The sequence below is a fragment of the Bradyrhizobium zhengyangense genome, from assembly GCF_022012555.1.
Taxonomy (GTDB): domain Bacteria; phylum Pseudomonadota; class Alphaproteobacteria; order Rhizobiales; family Xanthobacteraceae; genus Bradyrhizobium; species Bradyrhizobium zhengyangense.
This window is the reverse complement of sequence record NZ_JAKLTZ010000001.1, coordinates 122,528-137,786: the sequence shown is the minus strand read 5'-3', so window position 1 is coordinate 137,786 and position 15,259 is coordinate 122,528. Positions and strand designations below refer to the sequence as shown.

General features: G+C 65.9%; 15 protein-coding genes. 5 read left to right on the top strand and 10 right to left on the bottom strand.

Translation table 11 applies throughout. From position 1 onward, the window contains the following. Positions 1 to 674: 674 nt before the first annotated feature. Entirely contained in the window at positions 675 to 1,571 is an 897-nt protein-coding gene (locus L6639_RS00655; RefSeq protein ID WP_237858094.1) for a DMT family transporter, read from the top strand. On the opposite strand, the gene L6639_RS00650 is transcribed toward L6639_RS00655, so the two are convergent. From L6639_RS00650 to L6639_RS00640, 3 genes are all read right to left on the bottom strand, one after another. Next, positions 1,568 to 3,829 carry a CHASE3 domain-containing protein gene (locus tag L6639_RS00650; protein WP_237858093.1) on the bottom strand — a complete coding sequence of 754 codons (2,262 nt, stop codon included), beginning with the start codon at positions 3,827 to 3,829 and terminating at the stop codon, positions 1,568 to 1,570. The genes L6639_RS00655 and L6639_RS00650 overlap by 4 nt on opposite strands. Next, positions 3,826 to 4,239 (bottom strand): response regulator, encoded by a 414-nt coding sequence (locus L6639_RS00645; protein ID WP_237858092.1) that lies wholly within the window; start codon positions 4,237 to 4,239, stop codon positions 3,826 to 3,828. Before L6639_RS00645 ends, L6639_RS00650 begins: the two co-directional genes overlap by 4 nt. 332 nt (positions 4,240 to 4,571) lie before the next feature. After that, entirely contained in the window at positions 4,572 to 5,153 is a 582-nt protein-coding gene (locus tag L6639_RS00640) for a BA14K family protein (RefSeq protein ID WP_237858087.1), read from the bottom strand. 247 nt (positions 5,154 to 5,400) lie between these two features. Between L6639_RS00640 and L6639_RS00635 the strand changes: the two genes are divergently transcribed. Next, complete coding sequence (locus tag L6639_RS00635; protein ID WP_237858085.1) at positions 5,401 to 5,808, top strand: NADH:ubiquinone oxidoreductase subunit NDUFA12; 408 nt, start codon at positions 5,401 to 5,403, stop codon at positions 5,806 to 5,808. Positions 5,809 to 6,263: 455 nt separating this feature from the next. On the opposite strand, the gene L6639_RS00630 is transcribed toward L6639_RS00635, so the two are convergent. Then, positions 6,264 to 6,950 (bottom strand): DJ-1/PfpI family protein, encoded by a 687-nt coding sequence (locus L6639_RS00630; RefSeq protein WP_237858083.1) that lies wholly within the window; start codon positions 6,948 to 6,950, stop codon positions 6,264 to 6,266. A 91-nt stretch (positions 6,951 to 7,041) separates the two neighbouring features. Between L6639_RS00630 and L6639_RS00625 the strand changes: the two genes are divergently transcribed. Both L6639_RS00625 and L6639_RS00620 read left to right on the top strand, forming a co-directional pair. Beyond that, positions 7,042 to 7,980, top strand: coding sequence for a GlxA family transcriptional regulator (locus L6639_RS00625; protein WP_237858081.1), 939 nt, complete (start codon positions 7,042 to 7,044; stop codon positions 7,978 to 7,980). Between the two features lie 13 nt (positions 7,981 to 7,993). After that, positions 7,994 to 8,176, top strand: coding sequence for a hypothetical protein (locus L6639_RS00620; protein ID WP_237858079.1), 183 nt, complete (start codon positions 7,994 to 7,996; stop codon positions 8,174 to 8,176). A 3-nt stretch (positions 8,177 to 8,179) separates the two neighbouring features. On the opposite strand, the gene L6639_RS00615 is transcribed toward L6639_RS00620, so the two are convergent. Continuing rightward, positions 8,180 to 9,196, bottom strand: a complete 1,017-nt coding sequence (locus L6639_RS00615; protein ID WP_237858076.1) for a Na+-dependent transporter — start codon at positions 9,194 to 9,196, stop codon at positions 8,180 to 8,182. A 16-nt stretch (positions 9,197 to 9,212) separates the two neighbouring features. Next, positions 9,213 to 10,160: an alpha/beta hydrolase gene (locus L6639_RS00610; RefSeq protein ID WP_237858075.1), complete on the bottom strand. Its 948-nt coding sequence runs from the start codon at positions 10,158 to 10,160 to the stop codon at positions 9,213 to 9,215. A gap of 201 nt (positions 10,161 to 10,361) precedes the next feature. On the opposite strand from L6639_RS00610, the gene L6639_RS00605 reads away from it, so the two are divergent. Further along, positions 10,362 to 11,405, top strand: a complete 1,044-nt coding sequence (locus L6639_RS00605; protein ID WP_237858073.1) for a DUF2155 domain-containing protein — start codon at positions 10,362 to 10,364, stop codon at positions 11,403 to 11,405. 7 nt (positions 11,406 to 11,412) lie between these two features. On the opposite strand, the gene aat is transcribed toward L6639_RS00605, so the two are convergent. Genes aat through L6639_RS00585 form a run of 4 tightly spaced genes read right to left on the bottom strand, consistent with a single transcriptional unit; the run spans position 11,413 to position 15,202 of the window. Then, positions 11,413 to 12,093: a leucyl/phenylalanyl-tRNA--protein transferase gene (aat, locus tag L6639_RS00600; protein WP_237858070.1), complete on the bottom strand. Its 681-nt coding sequence runs from the start codon at positions 12,091 to 12,093 to the stop codon at positions 11,413 to 11,415. 54 nt (positions 12,094 to 12,147) lie between these two features. Next, a complete protein-coding gene (locus tag L6639_RS00595; protein WP_237858065.1) occupies positions 12,148 to 13,251 on the bottom strand; it encodes a sensor histidine kinase in 1,104 nt (367 codons plus the stop codon). Continuing rightward, positions 13,248 to 13,688 (bottom strand): response regulator, encoded by a 441-nt coding sequence (locus tag L6639_RS00590; RefSeq protein ID WP_237858063.1) that lies wholly within the window; start codon positions 13,686 to 13,688, stop codon positions 13,248 to 13,250. Before L6639_RS00590 ends, L6639_RS00595 begins: the two co-directional genes overlap by 4 nt. Continuing rightward, on the bottom strand, positions 13,685 to 15,202 hold the full coding sequence (locus L6639_RS00585) for a sensor histidine kinase (protein WP_237858060.1): 1,518 nt from the start codon (positions 15,200 to 15,202) through the stop codon (positions 13,685 to 13,687). Before L6639_RS00585 ends, L6639_RS00590 begins: the two co-directional genes overlap by 4 nt. Positions 15,203 to 15,259 lie beyond the last annotated feature (57 nt).

Sequence of the window (15,259 nt, the reverse complement as noted above, 5' to 3'; positions counted from 1 at the left end):
CCTTGAGCACCGCAGTTCAGCCGGTGGATCCGGCCCAGTTTCTCCCGACGTGATTGATCGATGCGCGCACCGATCATCCGCCGGCATGTCCAGACACATCCGCCCCCAAGGGGATGAGCCCGACATGCGTTCAAACGCCCCACAACGTCACAACGCCACTAGATGCCATCCGAGCCTGTTGCCGGCCCGTTCTGGCGCCCGAAAAATCCGCCTGCCGAGGGCAGACAAGCCCTCATCCCGCTGCCTTCGTCTGGCCTGGCGGAGTGCAGTTATGCGGACCCTTTGGGGGAGTGCCGGCGGGACGCAAACTCACTCGCGCCGAACGGTCCGAAAGCTAGGACTCTCCAAAGCGCCCGTCAAGAACTAGTGCGAGTTCCTGAATCAAATACTAAATATGGTGGATTGCGGGGGATAACAGGGGGCAAAGCCCGCACCTGTCTGGACCCAAGTATCAGTGAGTCCTCAGGGATTCCCAACCGAAAAAATTTGCATCCCGTGATGATCCGGACCCTTCATCCCGCTGTTCACAGGGCAGGTATATTTTTGGCCGATGGGATTGCGTCAGGCAGACTCACGTAATGGTACGGAAGCTGAGGGCAGGCATGCCCCCCGAGGTGGTGGTCGGCCGCACGAATCCGCGCCAAGCTGACCTCTGATTTTGCCGGACTGCCCCCATGCTTGATTCGACTCGCCCGGTGATGCGGCCACGCATCGCTCCGGCCGGCCTGATGTTCCTCGCCATCACCTCGATCGGTTGGGGATTCAATTGGCCGGTCACCAAATTCCTGATCGGAGAGTTGCCGCCGCTCACCTTGCGGGGCGTCACCGGCGTGCTTGGGGCGATTCTGCTCGCCGCGCTGGCGCTGGTGCGCGGCGACAGTCTGAAGGTTGCCGTCGCGATCTGGCCGCGGCTGCTGACGGCGGCCGTCCTCAACGTCACCGGCTGGATGGTGCTGATGGGACTGGCGCTGCTCTGGCTGCCGGCCAGCGAGGCGGCGCTGATCGCCTACACCATGCCGGTCTGGGCCTCGCTGATCGCCTGGCCCGTGCTCGGCGAGCGGCCGACCGTGCTGCGCACGCTGGGCCTGGTGATGGCCTTTGCGGGCCTGGCCTCGATCATGGGCGGCAACGGCATTGCCGCCAGCGCCGAGAAGGCCCCTGGTATCATCATGGCGCTGTGCGGCGCGCTCGGCTTTGCCGTCGGCACGGTATTCTCGAAGAAATACCCGATCCACCTGCCGCCGGTCACGGCCGCCGCCTGGCAGATCGGCATCGGCTGCCTGCCGATCTCGATCGTGGGCCTTCTGGTCGAGACCTCGCATCTGGACAAGGTGACGCCGACAGGCTGGTGGCTGCTGATCTATTCGACCGTGGTGCAGTTCTGCATCGCCTATGTCAGCTGGTTCGCAGCACTCGCCCGCCTGCCGGCTTCGGTGGCGGCGATCGGGACGATGGCGGTGCCTGTCATCGGCGTCGTCGCATCCGCGATCGCGCTGCACGAGCCGCTCGGACCGGGCCAGATCGCTTCGCTGATCTTCACGCTGGCGGCCGTGGTGCTGGCGACGCGCTAGCCCGCCGGCATCCCGCTGCCGCCGCCCAGCGCCTTCCGGATCATCTCGGCGAGCTGGTTGCGACGATACGGCTTGGTCAGCAGCATCACGCCGTCATCGAGCTTGCCGTGATGGACGATGGCGTTATCGGTGTAGCCGGAGGTGTAGAGCACCCGCACACCCGGCCGGCGTTTTGCCACTTCGTCGGCGAGCTCGCGGCCGCTCATGCCGCCGGGAATGACGACGTCGGTGAAGAGCAGGTCGAAGGCCTGGCCGGCGTCGATCAACTGCAGCGCCGTCTTGCTGTCGGCGGCGGCGACGGTCTTGTAGCCGAGGCTCTGGAGCTGGGCGGTGACGAAGGTGCGCACCAGATTGTCGTCCTCGACGACAAAGATGGTCTCGGCGCCGCCTTCGGCCTGCGGCCCAATGGGGCTTGTTGCTTCCACTACGCCCTGGCCCGGCGGCAGATAGAGCTTGATCGTGGTGCCGTGGCCTTCCTCACTGTAGATCTTGATGTGGCCGCCTGACTGCTTGACGAAGCCGTAGACCATGGAGAGGCCGAGACCGGAGCCTTTGCCGACCTCCTTGGTGGTGAAGAACGGCTCGAACGCGTTGTCCTGCACGCTCTGCGGCATGCCGGTGCCGGTGTCGCTGACGGCGAGCATGACGTAGGGGCCGGGCGTGACGTCCGCATTGGCCTGCGCATAAGCCTCGTCCAGCACGACGTGATGGGTCTCGAGCAGCAGCTTGCCGCCGTTCGGCATGGCATCGCGGGCGTTGATCGCCATGTTCAGCACGGCATTGGTGAGGCGGGACGGATCGATGTGCGAGGTCATCGGTCCCTTTTCGAGCACGGTCTCGATCTGGATCTGCTCGCCGAGGGTCGGGCGCAGCAGTTTTGCGATGTCGGCGATGGCGGCGTTGATCTCGACGTCGCGCGGCTGCAGCGGCTGCTTGCGCGCGAAGGCCAGCAAGTGCTGGATCAGGTCGGCGCAGCGCGCGGCGGCATCGTCGATCAGGCGCGCGGTGCGCTGCAGCTCGGGCTGATCCTTCAGCCCCGCCACCAGCGTCTCGGTATTGCCCGAGATCACGGTCAGCATGTTGTTGAAGTCGTGCGCGACGCCGCCGGTCAGCTTGCCGATCGAGTCGAGCTTCTGCGACTGATACAGCTGCCGCTCGGTTTCACGCGAGGCGGTCGCGTCGTGATAGACCAGCACCGCGCCGGAAACGTTGCCTTGCCCGTCGCGCATCGGCCGGCCGCTGATCATCAGATGGCGCGTGCCGTTGCCGCTGTGCGGGCGGACGATCATCTCGAGCGCTTCGAACTCGTCGCCGCGCAGCACGCGCGCGGAAGGCAGCTCGTCGGATTTGAGCGGCGTGACGCCGTCGCCGTGGAAGACGTCGGACAGCACGCGCAGATTGCCAAGGCTCATGCCAGCCCGATGCAGCAGCATGCGCTCGGCCGCCGGATTGGACAGCAGCACGGTGCCTTCCTTGTCGATCACCAGCACGGCCTCCGCCATGCTGCGGAACGTGCTCTGCAGCACGTTGACCGACAGGCGCAGTTCGTCATGGGCGGTGACGAGGTGCTCGGTGCGTTCGGCAACGGCGGCCTCGAGCGCCACCTTGGCCGCCTGCGTCTGCTCGAGGGAGCTTTGAAGCTGCACGGTGGCACGCTGGCTCTCGCGCATCACCATCACGACCAGCAACAGGATCACCAGGGCGCCGGCGACGTCGATGCCGAGCAGCACGATGCTGGTGCGGCGGGAATCTTGCGATCGCGCGCTGAGCAACCGTTCTTCCCCCGAGCTCAGGCGGTCGAGGTTACCTATCACCGTGTCCATCAGGCTGCGGCCTTCGCCCTTGCCATTGAGCGCGGCAATGGCCGCCTCATCGTTCGCCGCGCGCATGCGCATCGCTTCGGCGGCGACTTCGACCCGGCGCAGCACCAGCGGCTCGGTGGCATCGAGCAGCGCGATCTGATCAGGATTGTCGCGCAAGCCGCGCTTGAGGTCGGCGAGGGCGGGCGCGATCTGGGCGTGCGCCGCCTGGAATTCGTCATTGAAGCTCGAGCTGCGGTAGATCTCGTACCCGCGCGCGGCGCTTTCGGCGTGGCGGATCAGGGCGCGGAGATCCGAGATCTTCTTCAGCACCTGGACGGTGTGGCTGACCCAGGCGGTGTCCGACCGCGACTTGACGTCGAGACCGATCGAGGCCGCGGTGATGAGCAGGAGAACGGCAAGTCCAGCACCGAGAATGACGCGCTGCGAGGGGATCAAGGGGCCTCTTTCTGGTCCTTCGGCGGCGCGCTCTCGCCGAGGCATTCCCGGATCGTGGTCAGCAGCGTTTCGGGCGTGAAGGGCTTGCGCAGGCAGCGCGCCGCGCCGAGCTCCAGCGCCATGCGCAGGAAGTCCGGGGAGGGCGAGGCGGACGAGGCGAAGGCGTAGCCCGACATGGCGATCAGCGGAATCGCCGGTGCGCGTTCGTGAAAGATGCGGATCGATTCAAAGCCGCGCATGTGCGGCATGAAGATATCGACCAGCATTACGTCAAACGGCTGCGCTTCCAGCGCAGCAAGCCCGGTTTCGCCGCCGTCAGTCAGCGTGACGTCGAAGCCCTGGCGCAGAAGGAGGACCTCGATGGTCGCGCCGACCATCGGATCGTCATCGACCACGAGAATACGCGGCATGACCTTTCCCAGTAGATCGAAGTCCCCACAGCGATTGGTGATATAGGCGAATCGTGTGCCGGGTCAATTTTGGATTGGGCCGGAATGGATATGCACGGAGCAATGCATAGCGCCTTTGCGAGTTCCTGATTATCCGCGGTCGGTGAGGCAGGCGAATTCCGTCGGATTTCAATGACAGGTTGAGGCAAATGCGCGCAATCGGCGAAGGCTGTCCCGTGAGATCGTCATTCGCCCAGCCTACGCGATCGATGGTGGTCGTCCTTGTTGCCCAGCAAATCAAGGGCGGCACCGATGATCCGGCGCCGCCCTTGAATGATGAGCGTCAGGTCGCCTTACGGGCAGGGATGGCGTAGGCCGTCATAGCCGAGATAGGTGCCCGAGGCCGGGTCATAGGACCGATAGCGCTGGGCGCAATAGGCCGACGAATCGCCTCCTGTATCGGGCACCACGGCGACGGACGCGCTGTCGTCATAATAGCCGTCGTCATAGTAGTTATCGCCGTAATACGGGCCGCCGCCATAATAGGCGTATGAGCCGAGGCCGCCGATTGCTGCGCCTGCCGCGAAGCCCGGCCAGAAGCCGCCACGGTGGTGCCAGCCGTTGCCATGCCAGTTGCCGCCGCCATTCCAATGTCCGCCTGATGCCGCGAAGTTGCGGCCACCGCCGTTGAATGCGACTCCGCCGTTCGGGCGCGCGGCCGCTGCGAAGCCACCGCCGCCCCCACCGAAGTGGGCGCCGCCGGAGAAGCCGCCCATGCGGGCACCGCCGCCACCGAAATGTGCTCCACCGCCGCCGCCGGCAAAATGACCGCCTCCACCACCGTGGCCACCATGGCCTTGGGCGAAGCTCGGTGTCGCCATCGGAAGGACCAGCGCCAGTGCTGCGGCAGCGCTCAAAACTCTCAGACTTCTCATGTTCAACTCCTTTTCCAGCAAGCAAACCCGCGGAAAGGGCCGTTGTTCCTGGGTTCACGCCGCTGTGCGCGTAATGTCCAGATTTTCACGCGGCGGCTGTACCTGGCATGAACCGATTGTGCGCGCTCTGCGGCAGCGGTGCGCGCCGGGGGCACCGCGCGTGGCGTAGAGCATGGCCGCACTGGGCGAACTGGACATTTGGCCGTCCGGATGGCATCAGGACCCCACGAAGCAGGGCCCTTGCCGCATGAAACAATTCTTCCTGAAGCTCTTCACCTGGTGGAACGGCCAGACCTTTGGCACCCAACTCTGGACCTCCAGGTTCGGGGAGCTGGTCGGCCAGGACGAGCAGGGCAACCGCTACTACCGCACCGCCGGCGGCAAGATCGATCCGACGCTCGGTTTCGAGCGGCGCTGGGTGATCTACAACGGCTATGCGGAAGCAAGCCGGATCCCGACAGGCTGGCACGGCTGGATGCATCACGTCGTCGACACCCCGCCGACCGAGGAGAACTACCAGCCGCGTGAATGGCAGAAGCCGCACCAGCCGAATCCGACAGGTACGGCCAAGGCCTACCGTCCGGCTGGATCGACGCTCGCCAGCGGCAAGCGCCCGAAGGCGACCGGCGACTACCAGCCCTGGACGCCCAGCTAGCTCAGGCCATCTCCATCTCCGGATCGGATGCACTCGCATCCTGACGACATCGCTGTGGACAACGGGATCAGCGGGGATGCCGGCTGACGGGCCGTTGCGTCCGCAGGTGCGATGCGGCTCAATGAACCCATCTTACGGAGATGGGAGACCATCGCGTTCGGTTCGGGCAACAGTTCGCGACTGTCCCGAAATGCAGCGGCCGCCGAGGAAGGACTCGATCGGGAGATAGGCCCCCGGTTTGGAAGCTCCGACATCGCCCGATGAGAATGTGCGCCGCCGTGAGACAGGAAAGGCCGCTTGGGAAACCAGGCGGCCTTTTTCTGTTGGGCGCTCGCAATGACGACGTGATGCAGCTGTGCGCCGAAACTCCAGTCGCGTGCCCCGGACGCAGCGAAGCGCTTCTTCAGCGGTGCAGCGTTGCACGCTGCACCGCGTCCGTGACACGAGAGCCGCGTTTACACCAACCGCTCAGCCGCCCGCTTGGCGGCATCGAGGCGGCGCGCCTGGAACGGCGCGACGCGCTCCTTCATCAGCGCAAGGACCTCGGCCGGGGCCGTATCCGGCGAGCCGGCATTGAAGGGCGGAGCGGGATTGTATTCGAGGCGGAGCTGGATGGCCTCGGCGGTGGTGCGGTCGACCAGCAGGGACACCAGCGTGAGCGCGAAATCGATTCCCGCGGTGACGCCGCCGCCGGTGACGCGGTTGCGATCGACGCAGACGCGCGTCTTCGTCGGTGTCGCGCCGAACAGCGCCAGCATCTCCATCGCGCTCCAATGAGTGGCGGCGTTGTAGCCTTTGAGAAGCCCGGCCGCGCCCAGCACCAGCGATCCCGTGCACACCGAGGTGACGAATTTGGCGCTGGAAGCCTGCCTGCGCACGAAGTCGAGAGTTTCCTCGTCGTTGAGGAGAGCATCGGTCCCGAAGCCGCCGGGGATGCAGATCACATCCAGTTGCGGGCAGTCGGCGAAGGTGATGGTCGGCGTCAGCATCAGCACGGAATCGCTCGGCACCGGATCCAGCGTCTTCCAGATCAGGTGCACGGTCGCGCCGGGGACAGATGAAAACACCTGCAGTGGCCCGGTGAAGTCGAGCTGGGTGACGCGCGGAAACACCAGAAGACCGATCTGGAGCGATGCCGACATGAGAGCCTCCGAAGAAGAGCTTGACGGGCGCAAGATGGCATGCTGCCCTCCTGTCCAAAATGGCGTATTTCCCTCGCTTTCGGACATAACCATGATCGGCATCCTGATCTTCCCGGATTTCCAGCTGCTCGATGCGGCAGGTCCCATCTCGGTGTTCGAGATCGCGGCGCGCGCCAGTGGAAAGCCGCTTGCGCTGCGGGTGCTGGCGCTGAACGCCGGCGCCGTGCGCTCGTCCTCCGGCGTCGAGATGATGGCGCGCGATTTCAAATCGGCGAACGCGATCACGACGCTGGTCGTGGCCGGCGGCGCCGGCGTGTCGGCGCCGGCGCGATGTCCTGTGACCCTCGCTTTCGTGCAGCGGCTGGCCAGGCGCGGCGTGCGGATCGCCAGCGTCTGCTCGGGCGCCTATGTGCTGGCGGAAGCCGGCCTGCTCGACGGCCGCCGCGCCACCACGCATTGGGGCCGCACCCGCGAATTCGTCGCGCGCTATCCCAAGGTGAAGTTCGAGCCGGACCAGATCTTCACCCGTGACGGCAATGTGTGGACGTCGGCGGGTATCAGCGCCGGCATCGATCTCGCGCTGGCGATGGTCACCGAGGATCATGGCGAGGAGATCGCGCAGGCGACCGCGCGCCAGCTCGTGCTCTATCATCGCCGCAGCGGCGGCCAGTCGCAGTTCTCATCGCTCCTGGAATTGAAGACGCCGAACGGCCGTTTCGGCGCATTGCTCTCCTGGGCTCGCGAAAATCTCGATGCGCCGCTCACCGTGGAGAATCTCGCCGATCGCGCCGGCATGAGCGCGCGGCATTTCGCCCGCGCCTTTGCCGCGGAGACCGGCACGACACCTTCGAAGGCGATCGAGCGGTTGCGGATCGAGGTCGCGCGCGAGCGCGTGCAGTCCTCGCGCGAGGCGATCGAGCGCGTGGCGGAGACGACCGGCTTCGGCGATCCCGAGCGCATGCGCCGCGCCTTCATCCGCGCCTTCGGCCAGCCGCCGCAGGCGCTGCGGCGCGCGGCGCGGGCGGGGTAAGGGGCATCGCATCATGTGGACGAAATCGATCGGCTTGGTCTTGTTCGTCACACTTGCGATGACTGCATTTTGCCTTGGGCAAGTCGCGAGGCGGCGCTTTCCAAGAACCTACAATACTATCGACAAAGCCCTGTCCGGCGTCGAACTGGTGTTTATGGTCGTCGTGTTTTTCGGACTATTTTACTTCGCGCGCTGAAGGTCACGGCCGGGCCTCCAGCTTTTCGGCCACAACCGCGGGGGCTGAGATGTCCGTCCGCGTCAGCCGCCGCGCGATCGGCGTCAGCAAGTACGGCGACAGGTGGATCGGAAACTGCGTCATCGCGAAATAGAGCCAGGTCGTCGGCGGCAGCGCGCCTGATGTCGCCGCCAGCATCAGGCCGAGATTGCGCTGTGACACCATCAGGCCGAGCGCCAACGCGCGCTCAGTGCCAATGCGGCGGAACAGCACCGTCGTGACCGCGAGCAGCGTGAAATAGATCGCGAAGGACAGGGCTGCGAGGCTGATGGTGAAGACCGGTTGTGCCATCAGATCGCCGACGACGTCGCCCATGATCGCTGACGCGAAGACGAAGAGGATGATGATGTTGAAGCCGTCGATCGGCTGCTTGTGGCGCTGGATCGCCTCCGTGCCGAACAGCCGGCGGATGATCGTCGCTGCCAGCAGCGATGCTGCGAGGACGCCGAGTAATTTCAGTCCGAGCGTGAGCGGGGAGATGCTGAGCATGCCACCGAGAAACAGGCTTGCAAACAGCGAGGCGGTGAACGGCACGATCGCGGTTGCGGTCACCAGCGTGACCAGCACCAGCGTCGCGTCGAGGCCCATCAGGGCTGCGAGCGCCGGAGAGGCCATCATCGGCGAGGCCATGCTCTGCAGCATCAGCGCCAGCGCCAGGCCGGGCGCGCGGTCGGTGAGACCGGTTGCGTGTGCGACGAGGCCAACGATGACAGGCACGCCGATCGTGGTCCAGGCGGTGGCCGTCGCCACCAGCGCCGGCCGGCGCAGATGGCCATAGAGCGCCGTGAGATCGACCCGCATGAAGGAAATGCAGAGCAGGACGAGGATTGCCTCGGTGACGTAGGGACGCAGCAACGCGCCGAGCGGCGGCACGGCTGCGGCGATGAACACGATTGCAGCGACGGCGCGCGTACCCTGACTGCCGAGCCAGCTCAGGCTGCGCAGCGGAAGGGTGAAGATGGATCGAAGCGCTGAAGACATCAGGATGATGGCTTTGTCAGCCCAATGTCTTCAACCATGCGCCGATCTCGCTCACGGCAACATTGGCCTGTTGCAGCAATTTGCCCATGGTGAAGAAGCCGTGGAACTGGCCGGGGAAGTGCCTGGTGGTCACGGGCACGCCGGCCTGCTTCAGGCGCGCGGCGTATTCGTCGCCTTCGTCGCGCAGGGGATCGGCACCGGCGGTGAGCACATAGGCCGGCGGCAGGCCGGCAAGGTTTTCGGCGCGCGCAGGCGAGGCGCGCCAGTCATGGATGTCGGCGGCCCCGTTGAGATAATGGTCGCGGAACCAGCGGATCACCGAATGCGTCAGCAGCACGCTGGTCTCGGGCTCGCTGTGCGAGCCGTGCGTCATGGCGAAATCGACGGCGGGATAGATCAGCACCTGGCCCGCGAGCTTGGGGCCGTTGCCGTCGCGCGCGGCCAGCGCGACGACGGCTGCGAGATTGCCGCCGGCGCTGTCGCCGCCGATCGAAAGCCGCGCTGGGTCGATGTCGAGCTCGCGCGCATTCGCGGCGATCCATTTGGTCGCGGCAACCGCATCATCGGCGGCGGCCGGAAATTTATGCTCGGGCGCGAGGCGGTAGTCGATCGCGATCACGATCAGCGCGCCTGCATCAGCAAGCTGCCGGCAGGCCACGTCGTGGCTGTCGAGGTCGCCGATCACCCAGCCGCCGCCATGGAAGAAAACCAGCGCGGGCGCCAGGCCGTTCTGGAGCCGCGGCTGCTTCGGGACGTAGATGCGTGCGGGGATCGTGCCATGGGGAGCCGGGATCGACAGCGGCGCGACGCGGGCCAGCTCGGGCGGCTCGGGATTGGTGACCAGGCGGGCCTGGAGGTAATAGGCGCGCGCCTCTGCTGCCGTCAGCGTCTCGTAGGCGGGGCGGCCGGCGTCCTGGAACGCTTTGTAGATGGCGGCGGCATCGGGATCGAGCACGATGGGCATGGGGGAACCTGAGGTTTCTGGTTATCGTTGGACGTCGTTTCCGGGACGATGCCCGCTTCGGCCCCGGGGAGAGGCCTCCAACTATCCCATCGGTGGACCGGGATGGCCAGCCGGCGGCGGGCGGGGCAGGAATGCCGCCCTTTCCCCGCCGTATTCGCCGTGTTAACCGGTTGGCCTGCGAGCGGCGGTATCCCCTGTAGAATGTCCAACAAGCCCGATTCGCTGTTGAAGCCGCGCGAGATGTTCAAAACCTTCACCCTGACAGGCCTTGCGGCGCTGCTGGCTGCCACCGCGCTGACGGTTGCAACGCCGGTGCAGGCGCAGATCGGCACGATCTTCTCCGATCCGCCGCCGCTGCGGCCGCCGGGGACCATTCCCCGTGGCGGGCAGCCGCAACCGGCGCCGACCCCCGACGACGACGAAGAGGTGCCCGAGCTGCCGCCCCAGGGCCGCGTGCTGCCGTCGCGCCCGATGCCGCGCCAGGGCAATGCCATGCCCGGACCAGTCGAGACCCAGCCGCTGGCGCCGCCGCCGGGCACGACCGTTGCGCCCCAGAACCAGCCGCCGGCCGTGGCGGTCGCTCCCCCGGGAGGACCTGCCCAGCCGGGCGCAGCTCCGGGCCAGCGCCAGCCGCAGCAGAAGGGCGGGACCCAGCAGGGCGCCGTGCCGCAGGCGCCGGCGAGCCTGCAGCCGGGCGACGAGGTCGTCACCGAGCCGCCGGCCCAGAAGATCGTGAACAAGAAGGCGACCTTCTCCGGCCTCGACAAGATCACCGGGCGCATCATCAATTTCGACGAGGATATCGGCGAGACCGTGCAGTTCGGCGCGCTGCGGGTGAAGACGGATGCCTGCTACACACGGCCCGCGACCGAAGCCGCCAACACCGATGCGTTCGTCGAGGTCGACGAGATCACCTTGCAGGGCGAGGTGAAGCGAATTTTCTCCGGCTGGATGTATGCTGCGAGCCCCGGCCTGCACGGCGTCGAGCACCCGATCTACGACATCTGGCTGACCGACTGCAAAGAGCCGCAGCAGACCATTGCGACCGCGGCGCCTGATCCCGCGACCAAGCCGGCCGCGCCGCCGCCTCCGCCTGCCGCGCAGAAGAGGTCCGCGCCCAAGCAGGCCGTGCAGCAGCGTCCACCGCAGCCTCTGCCGCCACCGCCGCAGCCAGCCCCGCCGCCACCTCCGCCGCCGGAGCAGCGGCCTGGCCTGTTCGGTATTCCCGGGTTTGGCAGCCGGTAGGGCTGATTTACTGCCGCGAGGCGATGATCTCGAGTGCGCGCGCGCCCGGGATCGCAGCACCGCCAGACAGTCTCAGGAAATCGCCGGGCTCGCCGGCGAGCGCCTTGTCGAGCAGCGCGGTGTAGCGCCGCCGCGAGATTTCGACCGCACCAAAACTCTTCAGATGCTCGGTGACATATTGCGTGTCGAGCAGTTCGAAGCCGCCATGGATCAGCCGCGCGACCAGATGCACCAGCGCGACCTTGGAGGCATCGCGCGCTGTGTGGAACATGCTCTCGCCGAAGAAGGCGCGCCCCAGGCTCACGCCATAGAGACCGCCGACGAGATCGTCGCCCTGCCAGGCCTCGACGCTGTGGCAATGGCCGAGCTCGTAGAGGCCGCCATAGAGGTCGCGGATGCGCTTGTTGATCCAGGTGTCCTCGCGGCCCGCTTGCGGCGCGGCGCAGCCGGCGATGGTTGCCTTGAACGCGGTGTTGACGGTGACGCGGAACGCATCCGAGCGCACGGTGCGCGCCAGGCGCGAGGCGACGCGAAACCCATCGAGCGGGATCACGCCGCGCATTTCCGGCTCGACCCAGAACAGGGTCGGATCCTCGGCGCTCTCGGCCATCGGAAAGATGCCGCAGGCATAGGCCCGCAGCAGCACGGCCGGCGTGATTTCAGACGAGGCGGAGTCGCGCGAAGTCATGATTACGACAATAGCAGGATCGCAACGCCGGTGCGACGGGCGCGAACGGGCGCATCAGCCCGCCGCAGCGGTGTTCGCTTTGCCGGGAGCTTCGGGCGTGCGGCGGAACCGCAGGATGATGCGGGTTCCGGAATGGTTGGGATCGCGCTCGACGTTGGCGTCGAGCTTGGAAGCCATGGCCGCGACGATGCGCTGGCCCATGCCGGTGGAGCGCGGATCGGCCTTGACGGCATCGCCGACGCCGTCGTCGGTGATCGACAGCACGAGATCCTCGCCCTTCGAGGTCAGCTCGACATGAATGGGGCCCGCGCCATCGGGATAGGCGTATTTCACCGCGTTCATCACCAGCTCGTTGACGATGATGCCGACGGCGACGGCGCGATCGGGGTCGATCTCGATCGGCTCGGCCTTCACCGTCAGGCGCGACATCCGGTTGCCCTCGGCGGAGCGGCGGAGGTCCTCGAGCAGGGAGTCCAGATACTGGTTGAGCATCACGCTCTTCAGATCCTGCGAGGTGTAGAGGCGGCGGTGCACCTGGGCGACGGCGGCGACGCGGCCCATCGCGTTGGTGAGCGCGGCCTTGACCTCGTCCTGTGCGGCGGAGCTGGCCTGAAGATGCAGCAGCGAAGCGATGATCTGGAGCGAATTGCCGACGCGGTGATTGACCTCGCGCAAGAGCAGCTCGCGTTCGGCGGCAAGCGCGGCGTAGCGGTCGCGCGAGGCGTGGATCTCGGCCTCGGCTTCCTCACGCGCGCGTTGCAACTCGGCCTGGCGCAGCGCGCCTTCGGCCGCGACATGCAGCAGCGGAATGAAGTCGCCCTTGACGTCCTTGACCAGATAGTCCGCCGCGCCCGCTTTCAGCGCGGTGACGGCGATGCTGGAATCCTGCGAGGCCGTGACGAAGACCACGGGCGGGGCGTCCGGGATCGCCATGATCTGCTCGAGCGTATCGAGCCCGTCGAGACCCGGCATGTACTGGTCGAGCGCCACGACATCGATGCAGCCCTGTACTGCCGCGTTGCGGATGCGCTCAAGGCCTTCCTCGCCGCTCGCGGCATGAACGACCTTGTAGCCGCGCCGCGTCAGGCCGCGGTCGACCAGGCGCGCCAGCGCGTCGTCGTCGTCGATGTAGAGCAGGGTTGGCGTGCGCTGGGTCATGTGGCGGCGGGCGGGACCTGGATGACCGAGAAGAACAGGCCGAGCTGCCGGATGGCGTTGGCGAAATTCTCGTAGTTGACGGGTTTGGTGATGTAGACGTTGCAGCCGAGTTCGTAGCAGCGCTTGATCTCCTGGCTGTCGTCGGTGGTGGTGAGCACCACCACGGGCGAGGCCTTGAGATATTTGTTTTCCTTGATCTGCTTCAGGATATCGATGCCGCTCATGTCGGGAAGGTTGAGGTCGAGCAGGATCAGGAGCGCGTTGCCCTTCTGGGCGAGCCCGGTGCCGTCGGGGCCGAACAGATGCTTCATCGCCGAGGTGCCGTTGGTGAAGGAGAGGATCTCGTTGTTGACGCCGGAGCGGCGGATATTGCGCTCGATCAGCCTGGCGTGGCCCTCGTCGTCCTCGATCATGATGATGGTGACTGGCAATGTCATCGATCCGCGTTCCGGTTGCTCGCATTCCAATTGATGGGCAGCGTGATCGTGAACGTGCTGCCCGCGTTCAGTTCCGACGATACCGACATGGTGCCGCCGAGGCGGCGCACAAGTGCACGTACATGGGCAAGACCGATGCCCTGACCGGGCTTGTCCTGGGTTCCCGCCCGCCGGAACAGGTCGAAAATCCGCTGATGATCCCTAGGATCGATACCGCGGCCGTTATCGCTGATTTCGAAGATAGCGTAGCCGAGTTTGGTCCGCCCGCGAATTCTGATCTCGCCGGGAACCCCGTTCTTGAGGTACTTGATCGCGTTATCGATCAGATTGGAGAAGATCTGTTCCAGCGCAAGGCGGTCACTGACAATATTCGGCAGCGGCTCGATGTGGATCTCGGCCTGGGCTTCGGCCGCCTGGTGCGCCAGCGAGGAGACGATGGCCTCGATGAAATCGCGCGTGTCGATGCGTTCCGGCTGAAACTCGCGCCGGCCCTCGCGGGTGAGGTTGAGGATCGCCGAGATCAGCCGATCCATCCGGGCGATCGAGGATTTGATGAAGCCGAGCGCTTCGGAAAAGTCCGCCGACATCTGCTTGTCAGCGTCCTCAAGGGGGACCTCTGCAACATCGAGCGGCGGGCCGCCTGCCGGCACGCCCGTGAGCCCTCCGATCCGTCGGAAGATGTCCTTGCCCAATTCCTCGAGCTCGCTGGTGAAGCCCATGATGTTGACCAGCGGCGAGCGCAGGTCATGGCTGACGATATAGGCAAAGCGCTGGATCTCGTCGTTGGCTTCACGCAGGTCTGCGGTGCGCTCGTCGACAGTGGCTTCCAGGTTGACGTTGGAATCGCGCAGCCGTGCCTCGGCCTCGTCGCGGCTGCGCGCCGAACGCCGCACCAGCCAGATCGAGACCAATGCCAGGACGACGACGAGGCCGGAGCCGATGCCGGTGAGCGATGCAGCGAGCGTCTGGCTGTTGTCGGCGTTGACCGAGCGGAGGCGGAACAGGCGCTCCTCCTCGCGGATCATCGCGTTTGCCTCGCGGCTGATCGTGCTCGTGGTATTGGCAGCGGCGGCCTCGCGCACCAGCGCGGCGGCTTTGTCGAGCTGGCCCTGCCGGACGAACTCCATCTCCTGAGCGAACTGACCAAGCCGGGTCTCGATTGCCGCGCTGAGCTTCTCGATGCTCTCGCGCTGAGCCGGATTGTCTCCGGTCAAGCGCGTGATCCTGTCCAGCGCGGGCACGATTTCCGCGACAGCCTTTTCGTGGTCGGCCTTGAAGTTCTCGCCCTGAGTCAGGAGATAGCCGCGCGCGCCGCTCTCGGCCCGCCGCAATTCGAGCAGCAGCGCGTTCAGCTGGTTCTCCACCTCCAAGGTATGAACGACCCATTTATTGTCGCCGCGGGCCTTGTTGACGAGATAGACCGACCCTGCACTGATCGCGGTCAGCACGACGAGGCCGGCTGCGAACAGCAGGATCTGCCAAAATGCGCGACGTCGCTGCCCCTCGGCGGTCACGACAATCTCGCTCGATCATATCTGGAAATCAAAACGCCCCCTTGGAACTAGCCCACC

Coding starts and splice junctions, on each gene's coding strand:
- L6639_RS00655 (WP_237858094.1), top strand. CDS start 675: ATGCTTGATTCGACTCGCCCGGTGATGCGGCCACGCATCGCTCCGGCC.
- L6639_RS00645 (WP_237858092.1), bottom strand. CDS start 4,239: ATGCCGCGTATTCTCGTGGTCGATGACGATCCGATGGTCGGCGCGACC.
- L6639_RS00640 (WP_237858087.1), bottom strand. CDS start 5,153: ATGAGAAGTCTGAGAGTTTTGAGCGCTGCCGCAGCACTGGCGCTGGTC.
- L6639_RS00635 (WP_237858085.1), top strand. CDS start 5,401: ATGAAACAATTCTTCCTGAAGCTCTTCACCTGGTGGAACGGCCAGACC.
- L6639_RS00630 (WP_237858083.1), bottom strand. CDS start 6,950: ATGTCGGCATCGCTCCAGATCGGTCTTCTGGTGTTTCCGCGCGTCACC.
- L6639_RS00625 (WP_237858081.1), top strand. CDS start 7,042: ATGATCGGCATCCTGATCTTCCCGGATTTCCAGCTGCTCGATGCGGCA.
- L6639_RS00620 (WP_237858079.1), top strand. CDS start 7,994: ATGTGGACGAAATCGATCGGCTTGGTCTTGTTCGTCACACTTGCGATG.
- L6639_RS00615 (WP_237858076.1), bottom strand. CDS start 9,196: ATGTCTTCAGCGCTTCGATCCATCTTCACCCTTCCGCTGCGCAGCCTG.
- L6639_RS00610 (WP_237858075.1), bottom strand. CDS start 10,160: ATGCCCATCGTGCTCGATCCCGATGCCGCCGCCATCTACAAAGCGTTC.
- L6639_RS00605 (WP_237858073.1), top strand. CDS start 10,362: ATGTCCAACAAGCCCGATTCGCTGTTGAAGCCGCGCGAGATGTTCAAA.
- aat (WP_237858070.1), bottom strand. CDS start 12,093: ATGACTTCGCGCGACTCCGCCTCGTCTGAAATCACGCCGGCCGTGCTG.
- L6639_RS00595 (WP_237858065.1), bottom strand. CDS start 13,251: ATGACCCAGCGCACGCCAACCCTGCTCTACATCGACGACGACGACGCG.
- L6639_RS00590 (WP_237858063.1), bottom strand. CDS start 13,688: ATGACATTGCCAGTCACCATCATCATGATCGAGGACGACGAGGGCCAC.